This window comes from Amycolatopsis sp. QT-25 (assembly GCF_029369745.1).
In the GTDB taxonomy this organism is placed as follows: Bacteria; Actinomycetota; Actinomycetes; order Mycobacteriales; family Pseudonocardiaceae; genus Amycolatopsis.
Genome location: NZ_CP120210.1, coordinates 7,131,288 through 7,157,527, shown reverse-complemented (window position 1 = coordinate 7,157,527; position 26,240 = coordinate 7,131,288). Strand labels below are relative to the sequence as shown.

The following is a 26,240-nucleotide window of genomic DNA, read 5'->3' as shown; positions in this document are numbered from 1 at the left end:
ACGTGTGCTCAGTGCTCCGGCGCAAGCCGCCAGAACGCCGAAACCGGGCCGACCTTCGCGCCCATCGGATAGGCGTTTTCGACCGCGTGTGAAACGAACCACTTGCCGTAGCGGGCGGCCTCCACGACGGACATCCCCTTCGCGAGACCGGCCGTCAGCGCCGACGCCATGGTGTCCCCGGCGCCGTGCGTGTGCCGGGTCGCGAACCGCTCGCCCGGCAGTTCGACGAAGGTGGAACCGTCGAAGAGCACGTCGACGCATTCCGGGTCGGAGACGAGGTGACCGCTCTTCACGAGCACGTACTTCGGCCCGAGCCGATGCAGGACGACGGCCGCCTGATGCATTTGTTCGCGGGTGGTCACGGTCATGCCGGTCAGCAGGCGGACCTCGTCGAGGTTCGGCGTGAGGACGGTGGCGCGCGGCAGGAGCTCCTCCCGCAGCGCGGCCAGCCCGGCGTCGTCGAACAGCGGATGGCCGTGCATCGACGCCGCGACCGGATCGACCACGAACGGCACCTTGGCGTCGCGGCCGATGTCGGCCTTGTCGCACGCCGCGGCGACGGCGTGGATGATCTCGGCCGAGGCGAGCATCCCGGTCTTGGCCGCGTTGACGCCCATGTCGGCCGCGACGGCCTCGATCTGGCCCGCGACGATATGCGCCGGGAGGTCGGTGCGGTCGTGCACGCCGAGGGTGTTCTGGACGGTCACGGCGGTGACCGCGACCAGCCCGTGCACGCCACAGGTGAGGAAGGTGCGCAGGTCCGCCTGGAGGCCGGCGGCACCGCCGGAATCGGACCCCGCGATGGTCAGCGCCGACGGCGGGCTCGGGTTCTCGCTCATGGGTTCATTTTCCACGTGCGTTCTCGACGGGTCAGGTGGATGCGCGCTTCACCCTTTTCGGGCGGGCCGGTCGACGCCAGGAGACCGATCTCGTCCGGTTCGGTGGCCCCGTACGCCCGTTTCAGACCTCACCGAGGCACCAGAAGGGGGAGACCGGCCCCACCCCGGCCCCCAGCGGATACGACTCCGCCACACACCGCTCGATGAACCGCTTCCCTTCGGCGACGGCGGTCGGCACGTCCGCCCCCTTCGCCAGCGAAGACGTGATCGCCGAAGCCATGGTGTCCCCGCCGCCGTGGGTGTTCCGGGTGTCGAACCGAGGCCCGCTCAGCTCCACCCAGGATTCGCCGTCGGACAACAGGTCCACGCAGTCCTGAGCCGCGTCGAGGTGCCCGCCCTTCACCAGCACCCACTCGGACCCGAACTCCAGCAGTGCTTCCGCTGCTTCGCGCTGAGTCGACGGCCCGGTCACGGGAACGCCGGTCAGCAGCCGCACCTCGTCCAGGTTCGGCGTGATCAGCGTGGCCCGCGGGAAGAGTTCGGTGCGGATCGCCTCCAGAGCCTCCTCCCGCAGCAACGCGTGCCCGGTCATCGAAGCCGCCACGGGATCCACGACGAACGGCGTGTCCGTCGAGCGTCCGATGTGGACTTCGTCGAGCGTCTTCGCGACGGCGTTGATGATCTCGGCCGTCGCGAGCATCCCGGTCTTCGCCGCGTCGACGCCCATGTCCGTGGCGACGGCCTTGATCTGCCCGGTGACGACGTCGACCGGGACCTCGCTGAACCCCTGCACTCCCAGCGAGTTCTGCACGGTGACCGCGGTGAGCGCGACCATCCCGTGCACCCCGTTGGCGAAGAAGGTGCGCAGATCGGCCTGGATGCCCGCACCACCGCCGGAATCCGATCCGGCGATGGTGAGGGCGGTCCGAGGAGTTCCCGTCACCGATCGATCACCGGCAGGTAGACCTTGTTGCCCTGCTCGGCGAACTCGTTCGACTTCTCCTCCATGCCCGCTTCGATCGCTTCCACAGTGGACAGTCCGTGTTCCTCGGCGTACTTGCGGACGTCCTGGGTGATGCGCATCGAGCAGAACTTCGGCCCGCACATCGAGCAGAAGTGCGCCGTCTTCGCCGGTTCCGCGGGCAGCGTCTCGTCGTGGTACGCGCGGGCGGTGTCCGGGTCCAGCGACAGGTTGAACTGGTCGTTCCAGCGGAATTCGAAGCGGGCCTTGGAAAGCTCGTCGTCCCACTCCTGCGCGTACTGATGCCCCTTGGCGAGGTCGGCGGCGTGCGCGGCGATCTTGTAGGTGATGACGCCGGTCTTCACGTCGTCGCGGTTCGGCAGGCCGAGGTGCTCCTTCGGCGTGACGTAACAGAGCATCGCCGTGCCGTACCAGCCGATCTGCGCCGCGCCGATGGCCGAGGTGATGTGGTCGTACGCCGGCGCGATGTCGGTCGTGAGCGGGCCGAGGGTGTAGAACGGCGCCTCGCCGGTGAGCTTCTCCTCGAGTTCGACGTTCTCCTTGATCTTGTGCATCGGCACGTGGCCGGGGCCCTCGATCATCACCTGGACGTCGTGTTCGCGGGCGATGTGCGTGAGCTCGCCCAGCGTCTCCAGTTCGGCGAACTGCGCGCGGTCGTTGGCGTCGGCGATCGAGCCGGGCCGCAGGCCGTCACCGAGCGAGAAGGTGACGTCGTACTCGCGCAGGATCTCGCAGAGTTCGGCGAAATTGGTGTACAGGAACGATTCCTTGTGGTGCGCGAGGCACCAGGCCGCCATGATCGAGCCGCCGCGCGAGACGATGCCGGTGACCCGGCGCGCGGTCAGCGGGATGTACCGCAGCAGCACCCCGGCGTGCACGGTGACGTAGTCGACACCCTGCTCGCACTGTTCGATGATGGTGTCGCGGTAGATCTCCCAAGACAGTTTTTCCGGCTCCCCGTCGACCTTTTCCAGCGCTTGGTAGATCGGCACGGTGCCCACCGGCACCGGCGAGTTGCGGATGATCCACTCGCGGGTCTCGTGGATCCGCTTGCCGGTGGAGAGGTCCATGATCGTGTCGGCGCCCCAGCGGGTGGCCCACACCATCTTGTCGACCTCTTCCTCCACGGAGGACCAGACGGCCGAGTTGCCCATGTTGGCGTTGATCTTCATCAGGAAGTTCTTGCCGATGATCATCGGCTCGGTCTCCGGGTGCCTGCGGTTGGCGGGGATCACCGCGCGACCGCGCGCGACCTCGTCCCGCACGAATTCCGGCGAGCAGCGCTCGCGTGCCGCGACGTACTCCATCTCGCGGGTGATGACACCCTGTTTCGCCCAGCCCAGCTGGGTGTGGTGCGCACGACCGTCGGCCCAGCCGGCGCGCAGCCGATGCAGTCCACTGTGGACGTCGATCTGCGCGTCGTCGTCGGTGTACGGGCCGGAGGTGTCGTAAACGTCGAAATGCTCGCCGTTCGAAAGATCGATCCGCCGCGCGGGGACCCGGAGACCGGATTCCGTCCGGTGATAAATCTTGCGGGAACCGGTGATCGGCCCGGTGGTCACGGTCGGCGTGATGCCCTGGGCATTCTCAAGCGTCGTCAACGACGTTCACTCCCTACGCCGGCATTACCCGGTCAGGTTCATGCGGTCGGCGGCGCCGGGTCCCCTAGAAAGACTCCAGCCGCCCTCTCAGCCCGCCATGGCGCGAGCTCCCGCGTTGTTTGGTTGTGTCCCGACCATGCCACGCCGGGGCTCGGACAATCAACCCTCCGGGGGATCGGTCACTGAAGAAGCCGCAAGTAGGCGACTGGTTGCGGTCCATGCGGATGTCTCCAGCGCAACCAGTCACCTCCTTGCGTGATCGACATGTCGACAGCGTTAGCAGTTCACCGGTTTGGAGCATGTGCGCGCGGGGGATTCACGAAAGAATCCCGGAGGTTCTGCACTGTTACAGAATTCTGGGGTGGATATGCGAAGACTCATACTTCCGGCATTGGCAGGCGTGCTGATCGCGGGACTGGTCCCGGCGGTGGCCGCGGCACAGGGCGGTGAGGCGCCCGGTGCGCCCGGCGCCCATCCGAGCTGGCTCCCGGCGGACAAGACCGGGTTCGGCACCGCCCGCGAACGCGCGAGCAATGTCTGGTTCACCCTGCAAGGTGGCCGGATGTCCGAGGTCTACTACCCGGATCTGTCCACGCCGAGCGTCCGCGCGCTCGACCTCGTCGTCACCGACGGGAGGAGCTTCGCCACCGTCGATTCCTCCGCCAAGGCGCAGCGGGTGCGGCGTACCGACGGCCTCACCTACGAACAGACCATCACCGACGACCAGCGCCGCTGGAAGCTCCGCAAGACCTACGTCACCGACCCGGCACGGACGAGTGTGCTGATCGACGTCGATTTCGTTTCGCTGACCGGCCGCCCGTACCAGGTGTACGCGGTCGCGGACCCTGATCTCACGAACGAAGGATCCGACGACTCCGCACGCGCCGGTGGAATGAACGCGGTCGCGTCCGACGCGAAGACCGCGGCCGCACTGGCCGCGGAACCGGCTTTCTCGCGCACGTCCGTGGGGTACGCCGGTTCCTCCGACGGCGTCACGCAGCTGACGAAATCCTTCACCCTCAAGGACTACGCGACCGCGGCCAAGGGCAACGTGCTGCTCACCGGGCAGACGTCCGCGGACGGCGTCCGCTCACGGGACTTCACGCTTTCGCTCGGCATGGGCGCCAAGGACGCTGACGCGCTCGCCGCGGCGAAAGCTTCGCTACGGCGCGGGTTCGCCGACGCCGCCCGCGCGTACGACCGCGGCTGGAAGCAGTACCTCCGCCAGGTGAAGGACGCGCCGTCGTCGCTCAAGACCAGGCAGGAACGGGACCTCTACCAGGCGTCCGTGCTCATGCTCGCGGCGAGCGAGGACAAGATCCACCAGGGGGCGCTCATCGCGTCACCGAGTATGCCGTGGCGGTTCGGGAACAACGACCCGGAATGGTCACCGTCGGGCACCTACCACCTCGTCTGGCCGCGTGACCTCTACCAGATCGCGACCGGTCTCCTCGCCGCCGGCGACCGCGACGCGGCCAACCGGTCGGTCGACTACATGTTCGGGACACAGCAACTGCCGGACGGGCATCTGCCGCAGAACAGCCACGTCGACGGCACGCCGTACTGGAAATCCATCCAGCTGGACGAGACCGCGCTGCCGATCGTGCTCGCCCAGCAGCTCGGCCGTACCGACGCCAAGACCTGGCGTGGGGTGCGCAAGGCGGCGGAATTCCTGTTGTCCTACAAGGCGGACAACGGGCACGCGTCGCCGTACAGCCAGCAGGAACGCTGGGAGGAACAGGACGGTTACTCGCCTTCGACGATCGCCGCGGTGATCGCCGGACTGGTCTGCGCGGCGGACATCGCCAAGGCGAACGGCGCCGCCGCCGACGCGAAGCGCTACCTCGGCACCGCCGACGCGTTCAAGGCGAAGCTGGCCCACTGGACGGTGACCACGAACGGTCCGCTGTCGAAGGACCCGTACTTCGTCCGGCTGACCAAGGACGGCAACGCGAACAACGGCACGAAGTACAACCTCGGCAATTCGAGTGTGACCATGGACCAGCGTGCCGTGACCGACGCCGGTTTCCTCGAACTGGTGCGGCTGGGCATCTACCGCGCCGACGATCCGGTGATCGAAAACAGCATCGAGGTCACCGACGCGGACATCGCCTTCACCACTCCGACGGGTCAGTTCTGGCACCGATACACGAAGGACGGCTACGGCGAGAAGGCCGACGGGGCGCCGTGGGACTACACGTTCCCGGCCGAAAGCCGGACCACCTTCGGGCGACTGTGGCCGCTGCTCGCAGGTGAACGCGGTGAGTACGACCTCGCCGCCGGTGACCGCGGTACAGCCGCGAAGCGCCTTCGCGACCTGGGGCGTGTCAGCAGCTCCGGGGACACGATGCCGGAGCAGGTCTGGGACGAGAACGCGCCTTCGGGACAGCCCGGCTTCCCGGCGGGCACCCCGACCGCGTCCGCGACTCCGCTGGCCTGGACGCACGCCCAGTACCTGCGGCTGGCGTGGTCGGTGCAGGCCGGGAAGGTGATCGAGCAGCCGCGGGTGGTGCGATGCCACTTCCTGGGCTGCTGACGGCGGCTCGCTAGTGCAATGAAGGAGCCTTTCCTTGCAAAATTTGCAAGGAAAGGCTCCTTCATTGCGCGTGGGGCGGGTTCGAGCAGGTTCGTTCCGCTCTGGAGGGGCTCAGTCGTCGGCAGCCTCGGGCCGCGCCTCAGGCAGCCACGAGTTGCCCGGAACGCCCCATTTGTTCGATTTGAGCATTTTCTTCGCCGCCCGAGCGTGGCGGCCGACCAGCCGGTCGAGGTAGAGGAAGCCGTCCAGGTGGTCGGTCTCGTGCTGCAGGCAGCGCGCGAAGTAACCGGTTCCTTCGACCTCGATCGGACTACCGTCGACGTCGGAGCCGGTGACCTTCGCCCACGAGGCGCGGCCGGTCGGGTACGACTCCCCGGGTGCCGACAGGCAGCCTTCCCAGTCGTCGTCCGGATCCGGCATCGTCTCCGGGATCTCCGACGTCTCGAGCTTCGGGTTCACCACGACGCCCTTGTGGCGCGTGCCCTCGTCGTCGGGGCAGTCGTAGACGAACACGCGCAGGTCGAGGCCTATCTGGTTGGCCGCGAGGCCCACCCCTTCGGCGGCGTACATGGTCTCGAACATGTCGTCGACGAGGACGCGCAGCTTGTCGTCGAACTCGGTGATCTCCCGAGTCGGGTTGTGCAGCACTGGCTCGCCGGCGATGACGATGGGATGGACGGTCACGCGCGCAGTTTAGTCGGACCCTTCTGGTAGACCCTTACCCGTGACGCGCCGACGTCGTTAGCGAGGCCGTGCGCCGCATCCGTGGTCTAATGGCGCCGCGGAAAGACAAGCCTGTGGTTTCACGCCCGCCGAGCACTGACCTGATTGCGAGGAGTCGGATGGACGCCGCGGAGTCGATGGCTGAGCCCGACCAGCCGTCCCCGTCGGAGACCGTGGACGGCCTCAGCGAACGCGAGCTGGACATGCTCGCGTTCGAACGTCAGTGGTGGAGATACGCCGGCGCGAAGGAACAGGCGATCCGCGAACGCTTCTCTATGTCGTCGACGCGCTATTACCAGTTGCTGAACCGGCTGCTCGAGAAGACCGAAGCCATGCAGGCCGACCCGATGCTGGTGAAGCGCCTGCGAAAGACGCGAGCGGCCCGGCAGCGCAATCGCGCGGCCCGGCGACTGGGGATCGATCTCTCATGAGTCTTTTTTCGGGGCTGTCCCGGCCGATGAAGGCCGCCGGACTGGCCTTGGTCGGTGTCGCCGTGATCGCCGCCGTGATCGGCGGAATCACCTTGACCGGCGGCGGCGGTGATTCGGACATCGCCACGCCGCCCGGCGCCACGCCCACCACCTCGGACGGGGCGACCCCGCCCTCGTCTCCGGCGCCGGGTTCACCTCCGGCCGGCACGCCGCCCGCCTCCTCGGCCCCGCCGTCGAGCGCGCCCGCGAGCTCCGCGCCGCCGGCGGGCCAACCAGGGCAGACCGGTCAGCCAGGGCAACCGGGTCAGCCGGGTCAGCCCGGTCCGGGGCAGCCCGGTGGCGATCAGCAGGCATCCCACAAGTGGGTGACCGTGCGGGTCTACAACAACAGCACGATCCAAGGACTCGGTGAGCAGGCCGCGAAGGACTTCCGTGCCTCCGGCTGGAACGTCTCCGAGGTCAAGGGCTATCAGGGCAGGCTGCCCGAGACCGTGGTCTACTACCGCCCGGGCACCGACGAGGAAGCGGCCGCGAAGGCGCTGGCGCTGGAGTTCGGTTTCCGCGCCGAGCCCAGGTTCAAGGAGATCGAGAACATCGGCCCCGGCGTGATCGTCATCCTCACCAAGGACTACGAGACCAACGACAAAGACGGCTCCTAGCGAGTACGGAAAGGGCCCTCTCCCGCACGGGGAAGAGGGCCCTTTCCGTACTCAGGCCTGGTTCTGCGCGTACGCCTCCAGCGCGGCGAGCTGGGCAGGGTCGAGCGACGGCCGGACGGCTTCGGCCGCCCTCGTCAAATGCGCGGCGGTGACCTCCTTGGCCTCCAGCGACTCGCGCATCGCGGTCAGCGCGGCCTCCCGGATCAGCGCCGCGCAGTCCGCCGCCGAGTAACCGTCCAAAGTGGCCGCATACGCCGCAAGGTCCACATCGGACGCGAGCGGCGTGTTCTTGGCGCTGGCGGCCAGGATCGCCTCGCGCGCGTGCGCGTCCGGCGGCGGGACGTAGACGCGGCGCTCCAGTCTGCCCGGCCGCAGCAGGGCCGGGTCGACCAGCTCCGGCCGGTTCGTCGCACCGAGGACGACGACCTCGCGCATCGGCTCGACCCCGTCCAGTTCGGTCAGCAAGGCCGCGACGACCCGGTCCGACACGCCCGAGTCCGACGACTGGCCGCGGCGCGGGGCGAGCGCGTCGATCTCGTCGAGGAAGATCAGCGACGGCGCGGCCTCGGCGGCGCGGCGGAAGAGTTCCCGCACCGCACGTTCGGACTCGCCGACCCATTTGTCCATCAGTTCGGCGCCCTTGACCGCGAAGACGTTCAGCGCGCCGGTGCCCGCGAGCGCGCGGACCAGGAACGTCTTCCCGCCACCCGGCGGGCCGTACAGGAGCACGCCGCGCGGCGGGTCGACGCCGAGACGGGCGAACGAGTCCGGGTAGCGCAGCGGCCACAGCACCGCCTCGGTGAGCGACTGCTTGACGTCGGTCATGTTGCCGACGTCGTCGAGGGTCAGTCCGCCCGTGGCCAGATTGTCCGAAGTGGACATCGAGATGGGGCGGACGGTGGTGAGCGCGTCGAGCAGGTCCTGCTGGGAGATCCGCGGCTCGTCGGCGTCACGTTGTCGAAGCGCGGCGCGGAGGGCGGCGTCGCGGCGGAGCGCGACGAGGTCCGCGGCGACGAAGCCGGGCGTGCGCTCGGCGATCGGGCCGACGTCGACGCCGGACTCCAGCGGGGCTTCGCGCAGGAGCACGCGCAGCAGTTCCGTGCGGGTCTTCGCGTCCGGGAGCGGCAGGCCGAGCTCGCGGTCGAGCAGGTCCGCGGCCCGCAGCCTTGGATCGGCGGACTCGGCCCGCCCGGTGGTGGCGATGACCGCGAAACCCTTGTTGCGCAAAGCATTGCGCAGGTCGTCAAGGACCACCGTCGCGAGCGGCGGCGGCTGGGACGCGGGCAGCAGCGCGTCGATGTCGGTGATCAGCAGGACGGCGGGGTCTTCGTCGCGGGTGGCCCGTTCGATCGCCTCACGCAGCCGCGCGGCGGCCACGTTCGGATCGAGGACGGCGATGCTCGGCGCCGCGAGCGACACCACCCGCACCTTCTCGGCCTGCGCCACGGCGCGGACCAGCGTCGCCTTCCCGACGCCTTCCGGCCCGGAAAGCAGGACCCCGAGATGCGCCGACGTCCCGAGTTTCGCCAGCAGTTCCGGCCGGTGGAAGGCCAGGTCGAACCATTCGGCGAGTTTACGCGCGGCCGATTCGGAGCCGGCGAGATCCGACAGGGGAGGCACGGACTCCCCGGCCACTTCCTCGACCCGTTCGTCTTCGACGATCTCGGCGTCGATGAAATCCTCGTGTGGCGTGGCGGGCTTGCTGCGCACCAGCGTCGTGCCGGCACGGGCCGGGGCGGCGTCGGGCGCGGCCTCGCCGGTGCGGGCGCCGTCGCGCCAGCTGACCACAGTGGACGGTCCGACGGCGACCGGTCCCAGCGGCTCGGTGGCGGTGACGGTGAGCAGTTCGTTCGTCCACGTCATGCCGATGGCGCGGGAAAGCTGGCCGCGGACCGCGGAGACGTCGGAGCCCGGCGCGGGCGCGAGATCCTGGGGGAGGAGGGAAACGGCGTCGCCGACGGTGAGGATCTTGCCGATCAGAGCGAGCCTCAAGGTGTGCGGGGAGAGCGAGACGCTCGCCATCTTCGAACCCGACACGGTGACCGTCTTCGCGGCCGACACCTCCGCCGGCGCCACGACCACTTCCGCTCCCTCGGTCACGCCGAGGTTCGACATCGTGACGTCGTCGAGGAGGATCACGCCCGGAATCCCCTCGGCGTCCGACGGGGCGGCCAGCGCCGAGCTGACGCGGGCGCCGGTGACGCGGACGGCGTCCCACGCCATCAGGCCGAGCGCGTCGAGGACTTCGGGGTGCAGCCGGACGACGCCGCGGCGGGAGTCCAGGGCGGACGGGGTGTGCCGGACGGTCAGCGTGATCTGGGGTGCGCTCACCCCGTCACCCTATCCAGCCGCGCGCCGCCCAGCCGATGCCGCGCGCCGACGGCGTCCGTCTCCGCGTCCGTCTTCGAGTACATGAAGGCCCCCTTCCTTGCGCCAGACGCAAGGAAGGGGGCCTTCATGTACCTCGACCGAGTTGTCCACAGACTCACCCACTTGTGGACAACTACCGCCTCCGGCTGCCGTTTCCCCCCTTCCCGTCCGGGGGCACCGATACGCTGGGCGCGGGGCCGTCCCCCAGGGACGGGTGGGGGGCTGGGGTGGCGCGGATCAGCGCTTCCGGAGGCCGATCCGGCGCCACGAGCGGCGCCGTGGGCCTCGGCCGTTGTCGCGATCCTTGTCGGTGCTGATGGTGCGCGGAGCGCGGGCGACGTGCTGTTCGCCTCGCTGGAGCCGGACGCGCTGCGCGGCCCCGGCCACCACGCGCCGCAGCGGCGGGCGGCGCAGGCCCAGACGGCGGCGGCTCGAAGAGCGCCGGATCGCGCGCCGTTCCCTCGGTGGCGCCATCCACGCCTCCGGATGCTTCGCCAGCCAGCGTTGCCGGTACATCGAGTACGGGATGTGCGCCAGGTACAGGATCAGCGCGATCGCCAGCGCCACCAGCGGGAACTGGATGATCGCGGCGGCCAGCAGGCCCACGCCGACCAGCAGCGGCGCGATCGCCTTCGGCGGCGCCTTCACCGTCTTCAGCGAAAGCGTCGGGATCCGGCTGATCAGCAGCGCGGCCACGGCGATCGTCCACACCCACACCGTGTACTGGTGCGACCACCAGCCCTGCCCGAACTGCAGCTCCAGGATCAGCGGCAGCATCGCCAGCAGACCACCGGCGGGCGCGGGCACACCGACGAAGAACTCACCCGCGTACGGCGGCTGCTCGGTGTCCTCGATCAGCGTGTTGAACCGGGCCAGCCGCAGGATCATGCAGACCGCGAAGATCAGCGACGCCACCCAGCCGATCCGCTCGCCTTCGGCGTGCCACACGTACAGCACCAGCGCGGGTGCGACACCGAACGAGATGCCGTCGGACAGCGAGTCGAGCTCCTGCCCCATCTTCGACGTCGCGTCCAGCAGCCGCGCGATCCGGCCGTCGAGACTGTCGAGCACCGCGGCGATCCCGATCGACGCGATCGCCATCGGGTAATTGCCGATCAGCGCGAACTGCACCGACGACAGACCGGCGCACAGGGCGAGCACCGTGATGGCGTTCGGCAACAGCCGGACGCCGGGAGTTGTCGTGGTCACGCGGACCATGGATCAGCCTTCCGGGTGCGGCGCCGTGGGCAGCTCGGCGATCGGCGTCTCGCCGCCGATCGTGCGCTGGCCCTTCGAGACCAGGACCTTGCTGCCCGGCGGCAGGTACAGGTCGACTCGCGAGCCGAAGCGGATGATGCCGTACGTAGCACCGACGCCGACCTTGTCGCCCTCGCGGATCTCACAGAGGATGCGCCGCGCCACCAGCCCGGCGATCTGCACCACGACGAGCTCGTGACCGTCTTCGGTGCGCATGAGCACGGAGTTGCGCTCGTTGTCGTCGCTCGCCTTGTCCAGGTCCGCGGACAGGAACTTCCCCGGCCGGTAGGCGACCCGTTCGATCACGCCCGACGCCGGGATCCGCTGGACGTGCACGTCGAACACCGACAGGAACACGCTCACCCGCGTCCGCGGTTCGGCGGGCAATCCCAGCTCGGCCGGTGGCACGGCCTCCTCGATCAGCGAGACCAGGCCGTCCGCCGACGCGACCGCGAGGCCGGACCGGGCGGGCGGAACACGCTTGGGCTCACGGAAGAACGCGGCCGTCGCGGCCGTCGCGAGCGCGCCGAGGACGCCGAGGGGCTTGGAGAACTTCCGCAACGCCAGCGTCGCGGCGAGACCGCCGAACACGAACGGCCTGCCGGCCGGGTGCATCGGCGGAACGGTCTCGCGGGCCAGCTGCACGGCGTGCGTGAGTGGGTTTCCAGTGGATTCCGGCCGGTTGCCGCTCATTGGTCGGGTTCACCGCAGTTCGTGTCGGGGGTCGGGTATGAAGAGCCACCACGCTACCGCCCTGTCCGGGGCCGGGCCGTGCCTCCCCCGCAAGGGTTTCCCCGGCGCGGGTGGGCGGCACCACATCCCGGTAACGGTCGGTCGAAGAGAGCGATAACTCTAGGTGATTGAAGCTGATCGCCGACCTTGAGGACCCGCGAATGCCCGCCAGCCCGGACCCCATAGGCGAGCGACTCGCCGAGCTGTTCAGAGCCTGGAAGAGGGACATTTCGGCGGCGCCGATGCCTTCGCTCGTCGACCCCGTCCACGCCGCCTCGGTCATCGCCGAGGCGCGCGCGTCCGGGTGCATATGCCCCCCGACGGCACATGCACCCGGACGCGGCCAAGGAAACTGAGCGAACGTCCCACTCTAGTTCGCCGGACGCCGGTGATCACCCGTCACGAGACAACCGTTACCAACGGTCACTCCACTGATCATCGGCGTTCGGAGTCGCTTCGCCCCGAGCCGCGCACCAGGCGCAACAGGGCGAGCAGCACGATCGAACCGAGAATGGCGACGCCGAAGCTGGGGAAGTCGAACTCGAAGCTCCGCTCGGTGCCCGTCGCGAGCCGGTAGAGGAAACCGCCCAGCGCCGCCCCGAGCACGCCGATCAGGATGCTGAACAGGCAGCCACTCCGCCGGTCCCGGCCGCCCACCACGACGTTGGCCAGCCATCCGGCGATGGCGCCGAACACGATCCACGAGAAGAAACCCATGCCGCCGAGGTTACGCGGAGTGCGCGAAGCGAACCCGGTGGTCGCGTTGCGTCGTGAGTGCTCAGGGTTGTCGGGGCCGACCGTCTCCCAGGTGCCTGCTGCCGGTGGGCGGACCAAACGAACAAGAGAACTTGTACAACTAACCTTGCGCAACTACTGTTGTGTGTCATGGCCGACCGTGACGTACATGAAGTCCACGATTCGAAGGTGCTCGCCGCGATGTCGCATCCGTTGCGGCGCCGCCTGCTCGACGTCCTGCGCCTCGACGGCCCGTGCACCGCGTCCGTGCTCGCCGAACGGACGGGGCAGGCGGTCGGGAACGTCAGTCACCACCTGAAGGTGCTCGCCGCCGGCGAGCTGGTCGAGGAAGCGCCGGAACTCGCCCGCGACCGGCGCGAGCGCTGGTGGCGCCGAGTGGGTTACGCGGTCTCCTGGTCGCCGTCGGACTTCCCCGACGACCCGGTCGCGGCCGCCGCCGAATCCCTCGCCCTCGAACGCCAGGTTTCCATGGCGCGCCAGTGGTTCGCCGAACGCGAGAGCTATCCCGAGGAATGGCATCGTGCCGCGTTCGCCACCGACAGCTGGGCGAGAATGTCGGTCGCCGAACTGGCCGAACTCGAACAGAAGGTCAACGAGCTGATCAAGTCCTACAGTGGCCGCGAGCTCCCGGACGACGGCCAGGAACGCCGCCCCGTCTTCATCGCCACCCGCGCCGTCCCGGCCCGCCCGTGACCACCCGCGAACGCGGCGGATTGCTGCGCTCACGCGATTTCCGGCTGCTGTGGACCGGTGAGACGACCAGCGTGCTCGGCAGTTCCATCGCCGTCGTCGCGCTGCCGCTCGTCGCGGTGGTCACGCTTCAGGCGAGTACGTTCGCGGTCGGGCTGCTGACCGCGGTGGCCTGGCTGCCGTGGCTGCTGATCGGCCTGCCCGCCGGTGCCTGGGTGGACAGACGGCCGAAACGCCCGATCATGCTGGCCTGCAACACCGTCTCCATGCTCGTGTTCCTGAGCGTCCCGGTCGCCGCCTGGTTCGGGTTGCTCACGATGACCCAATTGCTCGTCGTCGCCTTGGCGGGCGGGGTCGCGAAGGTGTTCTTCAACGTCGCGTACCGCGCGTACCTGCCTTCGCTGGTCGAGAAGAAGGACCTCCAGGAAGCCAACGAAAAGTTGCAGGGCAGCGAGTCCGCCGCGCAGATCGGCGGACCCGGTCTCGCCGGACTGCTGGCGCAGGGTTTCGGCGCCGTCGCCGGGGTGCTCGCCGACGCCGTCAGTTTCGGGATCTCCGTACTGTGCCTGCGGTCCGTCCGCCATCGCGAGCCGGAGCGCCCGGCGACGAGGCGGTCGCGACTGCGGGACGAGATCCGCGAGGGCCTCGCTTTCGTGGTCCACGACCGGTATTTGCTCGTCTTGGCGGTCTTCGGCGCGGTCTCGAACGTCGCGCTCATGGGCTACCAGTCCATCGAGGTCGTCTTCCTCGCCCGTGACCTCGGGGTGGGAGAGGCGACCGTCGGACTCGTGCTCGCGCTCGTCGGCGCGGGTGGTGTCGCCGGTGCCGCGCTGTCGGGCAAGCTCGCCGCGCGGATCGGCACCGCGCGCGCCTTCGTGCTCGCTGAGGCCTTCGGGGCGCTGATGATGCTGCTCGGACCGCTCGCCCAAGGTGGCTGGGGGCTCGCGTTCTTCGTGGCCGCCGGGTTCGCGCTCAGCGCCGGGGTGGTCGGCTCGAACGTCCTCAACGCCACCTTCAAGCAGCGATATGTCCCGGCGGCGATGTTCGGCCGGGTCACCGCGAGCATGTCGGTGCTCAGCTTCGGCGCGATCGCGCTGGGCGGTCTGCTCGGCGGAATCCTCGGTGAGACCGCGGGCGTGCGGCAGACACTGGGCCTGATGGCCGGACTCGAGGTGGCCGCCGTCTTCGCCCTGCTGTTCACGCCGATCGGCCGGTGCCGCGACTTCCCGGCCTGACCCCTGCCGCAATTCGTCACCTGCTTGCGAGGTCTCCGGACGCAAGCAGGTGACGAATTGCGGTAGGGGGCGACGTCACAGGAGCAGGACGGTCACCTCGTCGCCCTGCTCGACCGAAACCACGTCCTCCGGCAGGACGATCAGGCAGTTCGCCCGCGTGAACGACGCCAGCAGATGCGATCCCGGCCCGCCGCGCGGCCCGACGATCCCGGTGACCTCGCCCTCGGAATGCGTGTAGAAGCCGCGCCGGAACTGACGCCGTCCGGCGGGGGAGGTCATCGCCTCGGTCAGCCGGGCCCGCACCTGCTGCCGGTCGACGCCCGCGTGCCCCATCGCCGCGAGCAACGCCGGCCGCAGGAACGCTTCGAAGGAGACGAGCACGCTCACCGGGTTGCCCGGCAACGTCACCACCGGCACGCCGTTCCACCGTCCGCAGCCCTGCGGCCCGCCCGGTTGCATCGCGACCTTCCGGAACTCCACGCCCTGCCCGGTCAGCGCGTCCTTCACCACTTCGTACGCCCCCGCGCTGACCCCGCCCGAGGTCACCAGCAGATCCACGTCCGCCAGCCGCGGCTCGATCACCGCGCGGAACTCGTCCACGTCGTCGACGACACTGCGCACGACTTCGGCCTCGCCACCCAGCGCGCGGATCGCGGACGCCAGCATGATGCTGTTCGACTCGTAGATCTGCCCGTGCCGCAAGGGTTCCGGCGCGTCGACGAGTTCGGTCCCGGTGGACACGACGAGCACCTTCACCGGCCTGAACACGGGAACCTCGGCGAGTCCGACGGCCGCCGCGAGGCCCAGCTGCGCGGGGCCGAGCACGGTTCCGGCCGAAAGCGCCACCGTGCCCTCGACGACGTCTTCACCCCGGCGTCGGATGTGCGTGCCCGGGACAACCGTCCCGAGAATCCGGACGTCCGTCACACCACCGTCGGTGTGTTCCACCATCACCACCGCGTCGGCGCCGGGCGGGAGCGGGGCGCCGGTCATGATCCGGTGCGCGGTGCCCGGCTCCAGTTTCGTGCCGTCGACGCGGCCGGCCGGGATGTCCTCGGCGACGGGCAGCGTCAGCGGCGCTTCCGCGACGTCGGCCGCACGGACGGCGTAACCGTCCATCGCCGAGTTGTCGAACGGCGGCAGCGAAATCCCCGCGCGCACGTCTTCCGCGAGGACGAGCCCGGCGGCGGAGGCGAGCGGAAGGCGGAGGACAGGGGCGGTTCCGAGCAGGCCGGTGACGGTCGCACGGTGGGCGTCGACGGAGATCACGCCGACCATCCTCCTCGGTCGGGGGGCGCGTGCAAGACTCTGCCCGTCACGACGATCACCGGGGAGAAGAAGACATGCAGGTGCAGATCCGTCACCAGCCATCGTTCGCGGTGGCGAGGCTCGTCCTCGCTCCGGGCGAACCGGCGCAGGTGGAGTCGGGCGCGATGATGGCGACGAGCTACGGCGTGCAGGTGCAGTCCCAGGCACAGGGCGGCATCATGAAGGGCCTCGGCCGCGCCTTCCTCTCCGGCGAGTCCTTCTTCATCTCCACCTACACCGCCCCGCAGAACGGCGGCTGGGTCGACGTCGCCGCGAACCTGCCGGGCGACCTGCAGATCATCAACCTCGACGGCCGCACCGGCTGGTGCGTCACCCGCGGCTCGTGGCTCGCGTCGTCGCACGGCGTGCAGACCGAGACCAAATGGGGCGGGCTCAAGAACCTCGTCGGCGGCGAAGGCGGCTTCCTGACCCACGCGACGGGACAGGGCCCGCTGGTCGTGGCCTGCTACGGCGCGCTGGAGACGGTCACCCTGCAGCAGGGCGAGGTGATCACCATCGACACCGGGCACGTCGTCGCGTTCGCCGACACCCTGCAGTACCAGAGCCGCAAGGTCAGCACCGGCGTCATCCAGTCGATGAAGAGCGGTGAAGGCCTCGTCTTCGACTTCGCCGGTCCGGGCCAGTTGCTCACCCAGACCCGCAACCCGTCGGCGCTGTCCGCCTGGGTGATCGCCCAGGTCCCCTCTCGCTGAGCGCATGCGGGTCCAGACGAGGCACACCCCGAACTTCGGGGTCGCACGCGTGCTGCTGTCCCCCGGCGAGGCCGTCCAGGCCGCCGGGGACACCATGCTGGCCAGCAGTTTCGGCATCACCGAAACCGTTCCCGCCCGCGGTGGTTCACGGGCGGGCAAGGCCGCGCCTTCGGTATTCAACGCGCCGGAGGGCGGCGGCTGGATCGACTTCGCGCCGCTGACCGCGGGTGACGTCCACCCCTTGGAGTTCACCGGCGGGACGGGCTGGTGCGTGAGCCGGGAGGCGATCCTCGCCCGGCCGGCGACCGTCCGGCTCGATCCCGGCTGGGCGCCGCTGCGGAAACTCTTCGGAGCCGACTCCGGTTTCCTGGAGCACTACAGCGGAACCGGTCCGCTCGTGCTGGCAGCGCACGGCCCGGTGGACGCCTTCGAACTCACCGCGGGCGAACTCGTCACCGTGCGGCCGGACTTCCTGCTCGCCTACCCGGACACGGTGCAATGCCGGCTGCGCGCGGTCGACCAGTCCGGCCCGCAGTCGGTCCGCACCGGCGAAGGGCTCGCGCTGGACTTCGCGGGACCGGGTCGCGTCCTCGTGCAAGCGCGCAACAGGCGGCTTTCTCGCGGATGACCTTAAGACGAATTGAGCATTGCCGACGCCGGTGATTCGGGTAGCGTGAACTGCACTCGAAACCGCCGTCCGGGGCAGGCGAGGCGGCGGATCCTGTGCTGAGGGAGTGCGTCGTGGCAGTCGGCACCGTCAAATGGTTCAACTCGGAAAAGGGCTACGGATTCATCGAATCCACCGAAGGGCCCGACGTCTTCGTCCACTACTCGGCCATTCAGGCCGACGGATTCCGGACGCTCGACGAGGGTGATCGCGTGGAATTCGAAGTCCAGTCCGGGCGGGACGGGCGGAGTCAGGCGGCGGACGTGCGCAAGGTCTCCTAGGAAGAGTTCGGCCGACCCCCGGCGGCCTCCGGAACAGGCGCGTTACGCTTCGCTGCGTGACAGGCGATGAGTCGGGGGACCTGACCGGTCGCCGGCTGGGCAACTACCGCATCGACGGTGTGCTCGGCAAGGGCGGCATGAGCGTGACCTACAAGGCCACGGACGTGCGGCTCGGACGCAAGGTGGCACTGAAGGTCATCGGTGATCACCTCGGGGCCGACGCCGAGTTCCGCGAACGCTTCGTCGACGAGGCGCGGAACACGTCCGCGATCGACCACGCCAACGTCGTGCCCTTGTACGACTTCGGCGAGCTCGAAGGCATGCTCTACATCGCCATGCGGATGGTCGACGGCGGTGATCTCGCCGGGCTGATCTCCGGCGGCCCGATCGCGCCCGCCCGCGCGCTGACCATGCTCGACCAGGTCGCCGACGCGCTCGACACCCTGCACAACCGCGGTCTCGTGCACCTCGACGTCAAACCGGCCAACGTCCTGGTCACCAGCAAGGAGACCTCGCGCGAACACGTCTACGTCGCCGACTTCGGCCTGACCCGCCGCGGCGCCACCGGGCACCGCACCCGCGGCGGGGACTTCCTCGGCTCGCCCACGTACGCGGCCCCCGAGCACCTGCGCGGCGAGCCGCTCGACGGCCGCACCGACCAGTACGCGCTCACCTGTGTCCTCTACGCCTGCCTGACCGGCAGCCCGCCCTTCAAGGGCGACGTGCAGACGGTCATCAAAGGGCATCTGAACGGGGAGCCCCCGGCCATCTCGCGGATCGTCGGCCTGCCCGCCGGGATCGACGAGGTCGTCCGGAAGGGAATGGCGAAGAATCCCGCCGATCGCTACCCCGACTGTGTCGAGATGATCGCGGCCGCCAGGCGCGCCCTCGGTCCGCTCGCGACTTCGCACGAGCCACCCGGCCCGCCCGGGGCCGCGGCGCCGGTCCGGCAGACCGCGCCGCAGCAGGCGTCACGGCAGAACACGCCGCCACAGGGAGAGGGGGGCCCCGTGCACCCGTACGGAGGACAGCAGCCCGGCTACGGCCAGCAGGGACCGGGACCGCAGGGGCCTCCGCCCCAGGGCCCGCCACCCGGCTATGGCCCGCCGCAGCATCAGGGGGGCGGTTTCCAGCAGGGTGGGTATCAGCAGGGGCCGCCTCCCGGTTACGGTCCGCCGCAGCATCAGGGCGGTTTCCAGCAGGGCGGGTACCAGCAGGGGCCGCCTCCCGGTTACGGCCCGCCGCAGCAGGGCGGTTTCCAGCAGCAGCCCAAGAAGGGCGGCGGTGCCAAGTGGATCTGGATCGTCGTCGGCGCCCTCGTGGTGGCGGGCGCGATCGTCGCGGCGATCCTCGTCTTCGGCGACTCGAACAGCGGAAACGGCCCGCAGACCACCGCGCCGAACATCCCGGTCGGCCCCGGCGGCTCGCAGTCGCAGGCTCCCGGATCGTCGCTGAAGCCGCCGCCCTCCTCGATTCCCATCAAGCCGAGTAACTGATACCACCGCGCTGACCTGCGGTTCTTGCACTCGACCCTGGAGAGTGCTAAACACGACATTGGCACTCGACGCCGTCGAGTGCCAGGCAGGGCGGTCACCAGACCGCTCGCCTGAAGGTCGGGACGGTGAGGCCGCACCCTTGATCGGGTGGGTCGTCCGTCGCGGGCACCGAGCCTGGCCGAGGAAGAGTCCTGCCGCCGCGCTGTAGCAGGCGTGCGGCGGCGCCCAATACCGGAGGACCACACCGCAATGGCCAAACTGATCGCGTTCGACGAGGACGCCCGCCGCGGTCTTGAGCGCGGCTTGAACACCCTCGCCGAAGCCGTCAAGGTGACCCTCGGCCCGCGGGGCCGGAACGTCGTGCTCGAAAAGAAGTGGGGCGCGCCGACGATCACCAACGACGGTGTCTCCATCGCCAAGGAGATCGAGCTCGAGGACCCGTGGGAGAAGATCGGGGCCGAGCTCGTCAAGGAAGTTGCCAAGAAGACCGACGACGTCGCGGGTGACGGCACCACCACCGCCACCGTGCTCGCCCAGGCTCTCGTCCGCGAGGGTCTGCGCAACGTCGCCGCCGGGGCCGACCCCATCAGCCTGAAGCGCGGCATCGAGGCGGCCGTCGAGGCCATCACCGAGCAGCTGCACAAGATGGCCGTGCAGATCGAGACCAAGGAGCAGATCGCTGCCACCGCCTCGATCTCGGCCGCTGACCGCACCATCGGCGAGCTCATCGCCGAGGCGCTGGACAAGGTCGGCAAGGAAGGCGTCGTCACCGTCGAGGAGAGCAACACCTTCGGGCTCGAGCTCGAGCTCACCGAGGGTATGCGCTTCGACAAGGGCTACATCTCCGGTTACTTCGTGACCGACCCGGAGCGTCAGGAAGCCGAGCTCGAGGACCCGTACGTCCTCCTCTTCGGTTCCAAGATCTCCACCGTCAAGGACGTCCTGCCGCTGCTGGAGAAGGTCATCCAGTCCGGCAAGCCGCTGCTGATCATCGCCGAGGACGTCGAGGGCGAGGCCCTGGCCACCCTCATCGTCAACAAGATGCGTGGCACCTTCAAGTCCGTCGCCGTCAAGGCTCCGGGCTTCGGTGACCGCCGCAAGGCGATCCTGCAGGACATCGCGATCCTGACCGGTGGCCAGGTCATCTCCGAGGACGTCGGCCTCAAGCTGGAGAACGCGGACCTTTCCCTGCTGGGCAAGGCGCGCAAGGCCGTCATCACCAAGGACGAGACCACCATCGTCGAGGGTGCGGGCGACGCCGACCAGATCCAGGGTCGCGTCAACCAGATCCGTGCCGAGATCGACAACTCGGACTCGGACTACGACCGCGAGAAGCTCCAGGAGCGACTGGCGAAGCTGGCCGGCGGCGTGGCCGTCATCAAGGCCGGTGCCGCCACCGAGGTCGAGCTGAAGGAGCGCAAGCACCGCATCGAGGACGCGGTGCGCAATGCCAAGGCCGCCGTCGAAGAGGGCATCGTCGCCGGTGGTGGCGTCGCTCTCATCCAGGCCGCCGAGGCCGCCTTCGCCGGTCTGAAGCTCGAGGGCGACGAGGCCACTGGTGCCAACATCGTCAAGGTCGCCGTCGAGGCGCCGCTCAAGCAGATCGCGATCAACGCCGGCCTCGAAGGCGGCGTCGTGGCGGAGAAGGTCAAGTCCCTCCCGCAGGGTCACGGCCTCAACGCCGCCACCGGTGTCTACGAGGACCTGCTCGCCGCCGGCGTGCCGGACCCCACGAAGGTCACCCGCTCCGCGCTGCAGAACGCCGCTTCCATCGCGGCGCTGTTCCTGACCACCGAAGCCGTCGTGGCGGACAAGCCGGAGAAGGCCTCGGCCGCTCCCGCCGACCCGTCCGGTGGCATGGGCGGCATGGACTTCTGAGTTCGAGCCCGTAACACCGGAAAGCCCGGACGCGCCTCGCGCGTCCGGGCTTTTCCTTTGCCTCGTGCTCGGGTGGAAGTACATGAAGGCCCCTTCCTGCACTCAGGCGCAAGATGGGGCCTTTCACGCGCTGTCGTCGTGACGGCGGTTTCGCGTGTCGTCCGCCGGATCACGTGCGTCGTCCCTCCAGTCACGTGACATCGCCACCCGCGCACCCGGCAGTACGTGCCCGAGGCGCTCGTCGCCGAGGAGCGACGGCCTACCGCTGTCCGTCCACCACGTACTTGCCGCCTTGCCGCCGGCGGTCTTTCTCGTACGGGTCGAGGGAGTTCGGCTCCGAAGCCTTCCGCGGCTCGAGGCCCGTCCGGTCGGTTTTGCCCGCCTCCCCGGCCGCGCTTTCCGTTTCCACCGTCTCGGGATCGGGGTCGATCTTCCCCCGGTCCTTGTTGGCGCTTTCCCACGCGGCGAACAGCTTCTTGAGGTCGTCCGAAAGCTCGCCGTCCGTTTTCGCGTAGGCCTCGGCAGCCTTCCTGAGCTGCTCGCCGGCGAGGAGGAACCGAGCGCAGCTCGTCCTCATGAACTGTTCGACGGCGTCGCGGAGCTCCAAGGTCGTGTCGTCGCCGGTGCACGTCTGCCCGTCACGGCCCGCGAGGTGCCGGTCGGCGACGTCGGCGGCGGCGAGAATCCGCAGTTGTGCCGAATAGGCGTCGGCCGCCTCGAAGCAGGTTTGCGCCACCCTCAGCAGGAAGTGGACCTCGACCCGGATCCCCTGGTACTTCGCGCGGTCGGTCTGGTTCGGCAGCGTGTTCGCGGTGAGGTCGTAGAGTTCGAGGTTGTAGCTGTGCACGCCCGCGATCGCCTTTTGCAGAGCCAGCACGTCGCCGCCGAAGTCGTCTTCGAGGCCGCTCAACGCGTTGTGCTCTTCTTGGATCGAGGTGGTGAGTTTCTGCAGGATGTCCTGGAGGGACATGGCGTCCTGCTCGACGGTGTGGCTCTTGAGGGCTCCGCCGACGAAGCCCGCCAAGGTGAGCACGGCGCCGACCGGACCGAGGACCTTCCCGCCCGCTTCGTTGACGGAATCCACGACCTTGCTGAGCTTCGCCCCGGCGGACAGCAGGTTGCTCACGATCCCGTGGATCGCCGTTGCCCGATCGAGCTTCTCCAGGATCGCGTCCGCGGTGGAGATCGTGAGGGTGACCTTTTCGTCCAGTTTCCGGGTGGCCCAGTTGAGTCGTTTGACGATGTTGAGCCGGGTCACCTGGATCGTCGTGGCCCGCGTGGAGTACAGGGTGGACAGGCTGGCGAGGATGAGTGCCTGGTTCAGGATGGTCGGCGCGATCGAGGCGAAGAACCCGGCTCTGAAGGCTTGGGCGGCGAGGCCGGTCCATTCGATGAACCATTCCTCGTTCGCGCTGGTCGTACCGTCCAGCCACTCGACGTTCCGGACGACCTCGCCCTGTCCGAGCAGTTCGGTCACCCGTCCGTTCTTGTCCTGGAAGCCGAGGTTGCCCGCGACGTTCAGGAACGTGTTGTGGGCGATCTCCAGTTTCGTGAGATCGGGCCCTTCCAGTTGCGGGACGAACCGGGCGACGTCCTGCCGCCGCTGCCAGGCCAGCCGCTCGATCTGGGCCAGGTTCCGTTCGGCATGGCACTCGACGTACTTCTGGGTCTGCGGATTCCAGCCCTGGCAGTGGACGTCCTTGTAATGGCCGAGCATGCCGTCCATGACCCAGGTGAGATAGCCGCAGATGTCGTCGGCCCCCGCCAGGTGACCGTACGATTCGGCGGGCCACTGCCAGGCCCACGGCTCCGCCGAGCACGGGACGGTGGTCGAGAGCCGCGTCATCGCGTCGACGGCGTCTTCCATCCAGCGCTTGGTGAGCGCCTTGTGGAAGTCGTCCAGCGCGCCGTCGAGCATCCTCTTGTACTCGCTGAGGGTCAGATACTTGCCGGCCATGGCGGCCCCCGCTTCCCGCTCCCTGTGACAAAGTCATGGGGAGTGTAACGGTGAACATGCGGCCGCGCGGCCGAACCGGTGGAAAAGCGAAAGGCCCGGACATTCCCTGTCCGGGCCCTTCACCTCGTCCCCCTGCCCCTCGGATCGCGTTCGGCGGGCCAAACGCGATCCGGCGGACGCCACGCCCCCTGCGCACGGCGTCCGCCCACACTCAGGATTCGCCGGGCCGTTCCGGAGTCAGCAGCCACGCGGCGGCGTAGCACGGGATCGCGAACCCGGCGGTGAAGAAGACGCTCGCCACGAGGGCGATGCGCAGGATCGCGGCGTCGACGCCGAGGTAGGCGGCCCAGCCGCCGGCGACGCCCGCGAGCATCTTGTCGGTACGGCTGCGGTAGAGCTTCTTGGTGACCACGCTGTTCGTCATGGCTCCATGTTCGTCCCGGGACGACCCCCGGCACATCGGGGAACGGCCCCGGCCGGACCCTGGGATCCGACCCTGAGGGGCGCGAAACCGGCTGCCCGGGATACCTCGGGGCGTGGGCGATGCCTTGCTGACGATCAAGGTGGGGCGCTCGTCTTCGGGGTGTGCACGGCATCGGCACGGCCGGTGCCGTGCCCGAAGGCCTTGACGCGCGGAGCAGGCTCGGACGTCGTGCAGGCCCAAGGCGAGTTCCGCGTGTGTTCGACGGGGGACCTTTTCGGAGAAGGCGTATCTCCTGCCGCGTGACGTCGTGTTCGAGGAGTGGGCCGACCAGTGACTGCACCTCGCGGTGAACGACGGCACCTACGCGCGGATCGCGAAAGCCTCGCTCGGGTGAACCAAATCCGTTGCCCATCCGTATCCCTGGTTGTAGGTGAGGAGGACTCGGACCGGAGGAAGACACCGATGACGAACAGCGCCGGGAAACACCGCGAACGGGCGACGATCGGCATCGCGTCCGTTTTCGAGTTGGCCGCCGTCGTCGCGGTGATGTGCGCGGTCAGCACTCCGGACCGGGGAAATTCCTGACCCGCCCGGCCATCATCGAGCGGGTCTGCTGAGACATCCGCACCGGAACGGGTTAGACGCGGACGGTTCCGGCGCGGAGGCGACGCGAGTCCTCCTGGTCCCCTCGGCCAGGAGGGCTCGTGGTCGTTTGTATCTCGCTTGTACGCCCTTTCGGGACGCTTCTCGCGAAACGCCGAGAAAGGACATCCGATGAGATTCAGACGAGTGGTCACGGCGGCCGCCACCGCCTTGCTGGGCATGGCCGGGCTGGCGATCACCGCGACGTCGGCCGAGGCCGCGATCGGACCGCGGCCCAACTTCCAGCTTCCGTTCCCCTGCAACCAGGTGTGGAACGGGGACAACGACAACAGCAGCGCGCACCGGGCCTACGAGATCGACTTCAACCGCGGCGGTTCGGCGGGGGCGGACCTCGGCGACACCGTGGTCGCGGCCGCGGCGGGCAAGGTCGTCACCTCGGCACACCAGGGCTCGGAGAACGGCTTCGGCAACCTGGTGAAGATCGACCACGGTGGGGGATGGTCGACCTACTACGCGCATCTGAAGGTCCGCTCGGTCGCGCTGAACGCGCAGGTCGCGCAGGGACAGAAGATCGGCGAAGTCGGCAACACCTCCAAGCCGGGCAACAACATCAGCCCCCACCTGCACTACGAAGTCCGCACCAACGACTCGTCGTGGCCGGGCAACATCAAGCCCGCGTACTTCAACGGGGTGAAGTTCGGCTACCCCAACGCCAACGTCACCTCCAAGAACACCTGCAGCGGCAACGGGAACCCCAACCCGTACGACGCCGTCGAGGTGTGCGGCGACGGCTACAAGGTGATCGACTCGCAGGCGCTCGGCAGCGCGGCGACGACGTACCTGCTGTACAACGCCACGAACAAGAACAACTGCGTCACCACCATCAAGTCCACCTCGGTCGGCACGGGCAGCGCGGTCTCGGCCTTCCTCGAAGTGGAGGGTTCGGCGCGCAAGAGTGATTCCGGCAGCTTCGAGTACTACGCGGGTCCGGTGAGCGCGGCCGCCGGTGCGAAGTGCGTCAAGTGGGGCGGCTCGGCAGGGTCCGCCGGCTACGAGTCTCCGCTGGAGCACTGCGGCTGATCGTCTGCTCGAACGCCATGAAAGGTCCCTTCCTGGCAAATTTCGCAAGGAAGGGACCTTTCATGGCGTCCGGAGGTGGGCGCGGACGCGGGTGAAGCGGGCTTCCCAGGCCGCGCGGACCTCCGGGGTGGCGGCGTGCGCGCCGAACAGGTCCGGGACGGGAGCCCGCGGCGGCACCGGCAGACGTCCGTCCACAGGGGACAGTGAGGTATCGCAGACGTCCCCGGTCAGCAAGGACATCGTGCCCAGCCCGCAGGCGAAGTCCAAAGTGGGCAGTGCGCCCGCGAGGGCCAGCCCGGCGGCGAGCCCGACGCTCGTCTCGACGGCGGAGGACACCACGCACGGCAGGCCGCAGGCTTCGGCGACCTCCAGCGCGCGCCGGACCCCGCCCAGTGGCGCGACCTTCAGCACGGCGATGTCGGCCGCCCCCGCCACGGCCACCTTGAGCGGGTCTTCGGCCCGGCGGATCGATTCGTCCGCGGCGATCCGCACGCCGACCCGGCGCCGGACGTCCGCCAGTTCGCCGATCGAGGGGCACGGCTGCTCGACGTACTCGAGCCCGCCCGCCGCGCGGTCCAGTGCGCCGATGGCCTTGACGGCGGTGTCCACGTCCCAGGCCATGTTCGCGTCGACGCGCACCGCGCCCCGCGGACCCAGCGCGGCCCGCACCGCCTCCACCCGGGCGCAGTCTTCGGCGAGGCTCACCCGCGGGTCGGCGACCTTCACCTTCGCCGTGCGGCAACCCGACGCGGACACGAGTTCGTACGCCTCGTCCGCCGGCACCACCGGGACGGTCGCGTTCACCTCGACGCTCTCCCGCACCGGCGACGGCCATCCGCGTTCGCTCGCCTCCAGCGCGCAGGCGAGCCACGGCGCGCTTTCGGCGTCGGAGTAGTCGGAGAACGGGCAGAACTCGCCCCAGCCCGCGTCACCGCGGATCAGCAGTCCTTCACGGACGGTGATACCGCGGAACCGGGTGCGGAGGGGGATCGCGTAGACGTCCATCGACACCGATCATGCCA

At 69.1% G+C, this 26,240-nt stretch carries 24 protein-coding genes and 1 riboswitch; of the genes, 12 read left to right on the top strand and 12 right to left on the bottom strand.

Features of this window, described 5'->3' with window-relative positions:
* Positions 1 to 8 precede the first annotated feature (8 nt).
* From thiD (P3102_RS33520) to thiC, 3 genes are all read right to left on the bottom strand, one after another.
* Positions 9 to 839 (bottom strand): bifunctional hydroxymethylpyrimidine kinase/phosphomethylpyrimidine kinase, encoded by an 831-nt coding sequence (gene thiD / locus P3102_RS33520; protein ID WP_276364666.1) that lies wholly within the window; start codon positions 837 to 839, stop codon positions 9 to 11.
* 121 nt (positions 840 to 960) lie between these two features.
* Positions 961 to 1,782 carry a bifunctional hydroxymethylpyrimidine kinase/phosphomethylpyrimidine kinase gene (gene thiD, locus P3102_RS33515; RefSeq protein ID WP_276364665.1) on the bottom strand — a complete coding sequence of 274 codons (822 nt, stop codon included), beginning with the start codon at positions 1,780 to 1,782 and terminating at the stop codon, positions 961 to 963.
* Complete coding sequence (gene thiC, locus P3102_RS33510; protein ID WP_276364664.1) at positions 1,779 to 3,422, bottom strand: phosphomethylpyrimidine synthase ThiC; 1,644 nt, start codon at positions 3,420 to 3,422, stop codon at positions 1,779 to 1,781. The genes thiD (P3102_RS33515) and thiC overlap by 4 nt, the downstream gene beginning before the upstream one ends.
* A riboswitch (TPP riboswitch) is annotated at positions 3,416 to 3,546 on the bottom strand. (Overlaps the previous gene by 7 nt.)
* A gap of 243 nt (positions 3,547 to 3,789) precedes the next feature.
* Here thiC and P3102_RS33505 point away from each other — a divergent pair.
* Positions 3,790 to 5,958, top strand: coding sequence for a glycoside hydrolase family 15 protein (locus P3102_RS33505; RefSeq protein WP_346660208.1), 2,169 nt, complete (start codon positions 3,790 to 3,792; stop codon positions 5,956 to 5,958).
* Positions 5,959 to 6,069: 111 nt separating this feature from the next.
* Here the strand turns inward: P3102_RS33505 and P3102_RS33500 are convergent, their stop codons facing one another.
* Complete coding sequence (locus tag P3102_RS33500) at positions 6,070 to 6,642, bottom strand: peptide deformylase (RefSeq protein WP_276364663.1); 573 nt, start codon at positions 6,640 to 6,642, stop codon at positions 6,070 to 6,072.
* 158 nt (positions 6,643 to 6,800) lie between these two features.
* Here P3102_RS33500 and P3102_RS33495 point away from each other — a divergent pair, with 158 nt between their 5' ends.
* The gene (locus P3102_RS33495) at positions 6,801 to 7,112 is read left to right on the top strand and encodes a DUF3263 domain-containing protein (protein WP_276364662.1); all 312 of its coding nucleotides are present in this window, start codon (positions 6,801 to 6,803) and stop codon (positions 7,110 to 7,112) included.
* Positions 7,109 to 7,771, top strand: a complete 663-nt coding sequence (locus P3102_RS33490; protein ID WP_276364661.1) for a LytR C-terminal domain-containing protein — start codon at positions 7,109 to 7,111, stop codon at positions 7,769 to 7,771. Before P3102_RS33495 ends, P3102_RS33490 begins: the two co-directional genes overlap by 4 nt.
* A gap of 51 nt (positions 7,772 to 7,822) precedes the next feature.
* Here the strand turns inward: P3102_RS33490 and P3102_RS33485 are convergent, their stop codons facing one another.
* The 4 genes from P3102_RS33485 to P3102_RS33470 all read right to left on the bottom strand — a co-directional run bounded on the left by P3102_RS33485 (position 7,823) and on the right by P3102_RS33470 (position 12,847).
* Positions 7,823 to 10,102, bottom strand: coding sequence for an AAA family ATPase (locus P3102_RS33485; protein ID WP_276364660.1), 2,280 nt, complete (start codon positions 10,100 to 10,102; stop codon positions 7,823 to 7,825).
* A 276-nt stretch (positions 10,103 to 10,378) separates the two neighbouring features.
* Positions 10,379 to 11,359: a CDP-diacylglycerol--serine O-phosphatidyltransferase gene (gene pssA / locus P3102_RS33480; RefSeq protein ID WP_276364659.1), complete on the bottom strand. Its 981-nt coding sequence runs from the start codon at positions 11,357 to 11,359 to the stop codon at positions 10,379 to 10,381.
* Between the two features lie 3 nt (positions 11,360 to 11,362).
* Positions 11,363 to 12,091, bottom strand: a complete 729-nt coding sequence (locus P3102_RS33475; protein WP_276364658.1) for a phosphatidylserine decarboxylase — start codon at positions 12,089 to 12,091, stop codon at positions 11,363 to 11,365.
* A gap of 474 nt (positions 12,092 to 12,565) precedes the next feature.
* Positions 12,566 to 12,847, bottom strand: coding sequence for a GlsB/YeaQ/YmgE family stress response membrane protein (locus P3102_RS33470; RefSeq protein ID WP_276364657.1), 282 nt, complete (start codon positions 12,845 to 12,847; stop codon positions 12,566 to 12,568).
* Between the two features lie 168 nt (positions 12,848 to 13,015).
* On the opposite strand from P3102_RS33470, the gene P3102_RS33465 reads away from it, so the two are divergent.
* Both P3102_RS33465 and P3102_RS33460 read left to right on the top strand, forming a co-directional pair.
* The gene (locus P3102_RS33465; RefSeq protein ID WP_276364656.1) at positions 13,016 to 13,579 is read left to right on the top strand and encodes a helix-turn-helix domain-containing protein; all 564 of its coding nucleotides are present in this window, start codon (positions 13,016 to 13,018) and stop codon (positions 13,577 to 13,579) included.
* The gene (locus tag P3102_RS33460; protein ID WP_276364655.1) at positions 13,576 to 14,811 is read left to right on the top strand and encodes an MFS transporter; all 1,236 of its coding nucleotides are present in this window, start codon (positions 13,576 to 13,578) and stop codon (positions 14,809 to 14,811) included. Before P3102_RS33465 ends, P3102_RS33460 begins: the two co-directional genes overlap by 4 nt.
* A gap of 75 nt (positions 14,812 to 14,886) precedes the next feature.
* Here the strand turns inward: P3102_RS33460 and glp are convergent, their stop codons facing one another.
* The gene (glp, locus tag P3102_RS33455) at positions 14,887 to 16,080 is read right to left on the bottom strand and encodes a gephyrin-like molybdotransferase Glp (RefSeq protein ID WP_276364654.1); all 1,194 of its coding nucleotides are present in this window, start codon (positions 16,078 to 16,080) and stop codon (positions 14,887 to 14,889) included.
* Positions 16,081 to 16,154: 74 nt separating this feature from the next.
* Here glp and P3102_RS33450 point away from each other — a divergent pair, with 74 nt between their 5' ends.
* From P3102_RS33450 to groL, 5 genes are all read left to right on the top strand, one after another.
* Positions 16,155 to 16,832, top strand: a complete 678-nt coding sequence (locus P3102_RS33450) for a TIGR00266 family protein (protein WP_276364653.1) — start codon at positions 16,155 to 16,157, stop codon at positions 16,830 to 16,832.
* A 4-nt stretch (positions 16,833 to 16,836) separates the two neighbouring features.
* Complete coding sequence (locus P3102_RS33445) at positions 16,837 to 17,460, top strand: AIM24 family protein (RefSeq protein ID WP_276364652.1); 624 nt, start codon at positions 16,837 to 16,839, stop codon at positions 17,458 to 17,460.
* Positions 17,461 to 17,573: 113 nt separating this feature from the next.
* Entirely contained in the window at positions 17,574 to 17,780 is a 207-nt protein-coding gene (locus P3102_RS33440) for a cold-shock protein (protein ID WP_005164266.1), read from the top strand.
* Between the two features lie 56 nt (positions 17,781 to 17,836).
* The gene (locus P3102_RS33435) at positions 17,837 to 19,276 is read left to right on the top strand and encodes a serine/threonine-protein kinase (RefSeq protein ID WP_276364651.1); all 1,440 of its coding nucleotides are present in this window, start codon (positions 17,837 to 17,839) and stop codon (positions 19,274 to 19,276) included.
* A 249-nt stretch (positions 19,277 to 19,525) separates the two neighbouring features.
* Positions 19,526 to 21,154, top strand: a complete 1,629-nt coding sequence (gene groL, locus P3102_RS33430; RefSeq protein ID WP_034308290.1) for a chaperonin GroEL — start codon at positions 19,526 to 19,528, stop codon at positions 21,152 to 21,154.
* A gap of 259 nt (positions 21,155 to 21,413) precedes the next feature.
* Here groL and P3102_RS33425 read toward each other — a convergent pair whose 3' ends face one another.
* Positions 21,414 to 23,111 carry a hypothetical protein gene (locus tag P3102_RS33425; RefSeq protein ID WP_276364650.1) on the bottom strand — a complete coding sequence of 566 codons (1,698 nt, stop codon included), beginning with the start codon at positions 23,109 to 23,111 and terminating at the stop codon, positions 21,414 to 21,416.
* 211 nt (positions 23,112 to 23,322) lie between these two features.
* A complete protein-coding gene (locus tag P3102_RS33420; protein WP_276364649.1) occupies positions 23,323 to 23,535 on the bottom strand; it encodes a PspC domain-containing protein in 213 nt (70 codons plus the stop codon).
* A gap of 462 nt (positions 23,536 to 23,997) precedes the next feature.
* On the opposite strand from P3102_RS33420, the gene P3102_RS33415 reads away from it, so the two are divergent.
* A complete protein-coding gene (locus P3102_RS33415; protein WP_276364648.1) occupies positions 23,998 to 24,120 on the top strand; it encodes a hypothetical protein in 123 nt (40 codons plus the stop codon).
* A 189-nt stretch (positions 24,121 to 24,309) separates the two neighbouring features.
* Complete coding sequence (locus P3102_RS33410; protein WP_276364647.1) at positions 24,310 to 25,218, top strand: M23 family metallopeptidase; 909 nt, start codon at positions 24,310 to 24,312, stop codon at positions 25,216 to 25,218.
* 60 nt (positions 25,219 to 25,278) lie between these two features.
* Here the strand turns inward: P3102_RS33410 and P3102_RS33405 are convergent, their stop codons facing one another.
* A complete protein-coding gene (locus tag P3102_RS33405) occupies positions 25,279 to 26,223 on the bottom strand; it encodes an o-succinylbenzoate synthase (RefSeq protein ID WP_276364646.1) in 945 nt (314 codons plus the stop codon).
* Between the last annotated feature and the right edge of the window lie 17 nt (positions 26,224 to 26,240).

Bases quoted from the DNA above. Each gene is read 5' to 3' on its own strand.
- P3102_RS33425 (WP_276364650.1), bottom strand. From the start codon at position 23,111: ATGGCCGGCAAGTATCTGACCCTCAGCGAGTACAAGAGGATGCTCGAC.
- P3102_RS33490 (WP_276364661.1), top strand. From the start codon at position 7,109: ATGAGTCTTTTTTCGGGGCTGTCCCGGCCGATGAAGGCCGCCGGACTG.
- P3102_RS33475 (WP_276364658.1), bottom strand. From the start codon at position 12,091: ATGAGCGGCAACCGGCCGGAATCCACTGGAAACCCACTCACGCACGCC.
- P3102_RS33470 (WP_276364657.1), bottom strand. From the start codon at position 12,847: ATGGGTTTCTTCTCGTGGATCGTGTTCGGCGCCATCGCCGGATGGCTG.
- groL (WP_034308290.1), top strand. From the start codon at position 19,526: ATGGCCAAACTGATCGCGTTCGACGAGGACGCCCGCCGCGGTCTTGAG.
- thiD (WP_276364666.1), bottom strand. From the start codon at position 839: ATGAGCGAGAACCCGAGCCCGCCGTCGGCGCTGACCATCGCGGGGTCC.
- P3102_RS33405 (WP_276364646.1), bottom strand. From the start codon at position 26,223: ATGGACGTCTACGCGATCCCCCTCCGCACCCGGTTCCGCGGTATCACC.
- P3102_RS33450 (WP_276364653.1), top strand. From the start codon at position 16,155: ATGCAGGTGCAGATCCGTCACCAGCCATCGTTCGCGGTGGCGAGGCTC.
- P3102_RS33465 (WP_276364656.1), top strand. From the start codon at position 13,016: ATGGCCGACCGTGACGTACATGAAGTCCACGATTCGAAGGTGCTCGCC.
- P3102_RS33495 (WP_276364662.1), top strand. From the start codon at position 6,801: ATGGACGCCGCGGAGTCGATGGCTGAGCCCGACCAGCCGTCCCCGTCG.
- P3102_RS33445 (WP_276364652.1), top strand. From the start codon at position 16,837: ATGCGGGTCCAGACGAGGCACACCCCGAACTTCGGGGTCGCACGCGTG.
- P3102_RS33415 (WP_276364648.1), top strand. From the start codon at position 23,998: ATGACGAACAGCGCCGGGAAACACCGCGAACGGGCGACGATCGGCATC.
- pssA (WP_276364659.1), bottom strand. From the start codon at position 11,359: ATGGTCCGCGTGACCACGACAACTCCCGGCGTCCGGCTGTTGCCGAAC.
- P3102_RS33420 (WP_276364649.1), bottom strand. From the start codon at position 23,535: ATGACGAACAGCGTGGTCACCAAGAAGCTCTACCGCAGCCGTACCGAC.
- P3102_RS33410 (WP_276364647.1), top strand. From the start codon at position 24,310: ATGAGATTCAGACGAGTGGTCACGGCGGCCGCCACCGCCTTGCTGGGC.
- P3102_RS33505 (WP_346660208.1), top strand. From the start codon at position 3,790: ATGCGAAGACTCATACTTCCGGCATTGGCAGGCGTGCTGATCGCGGGA.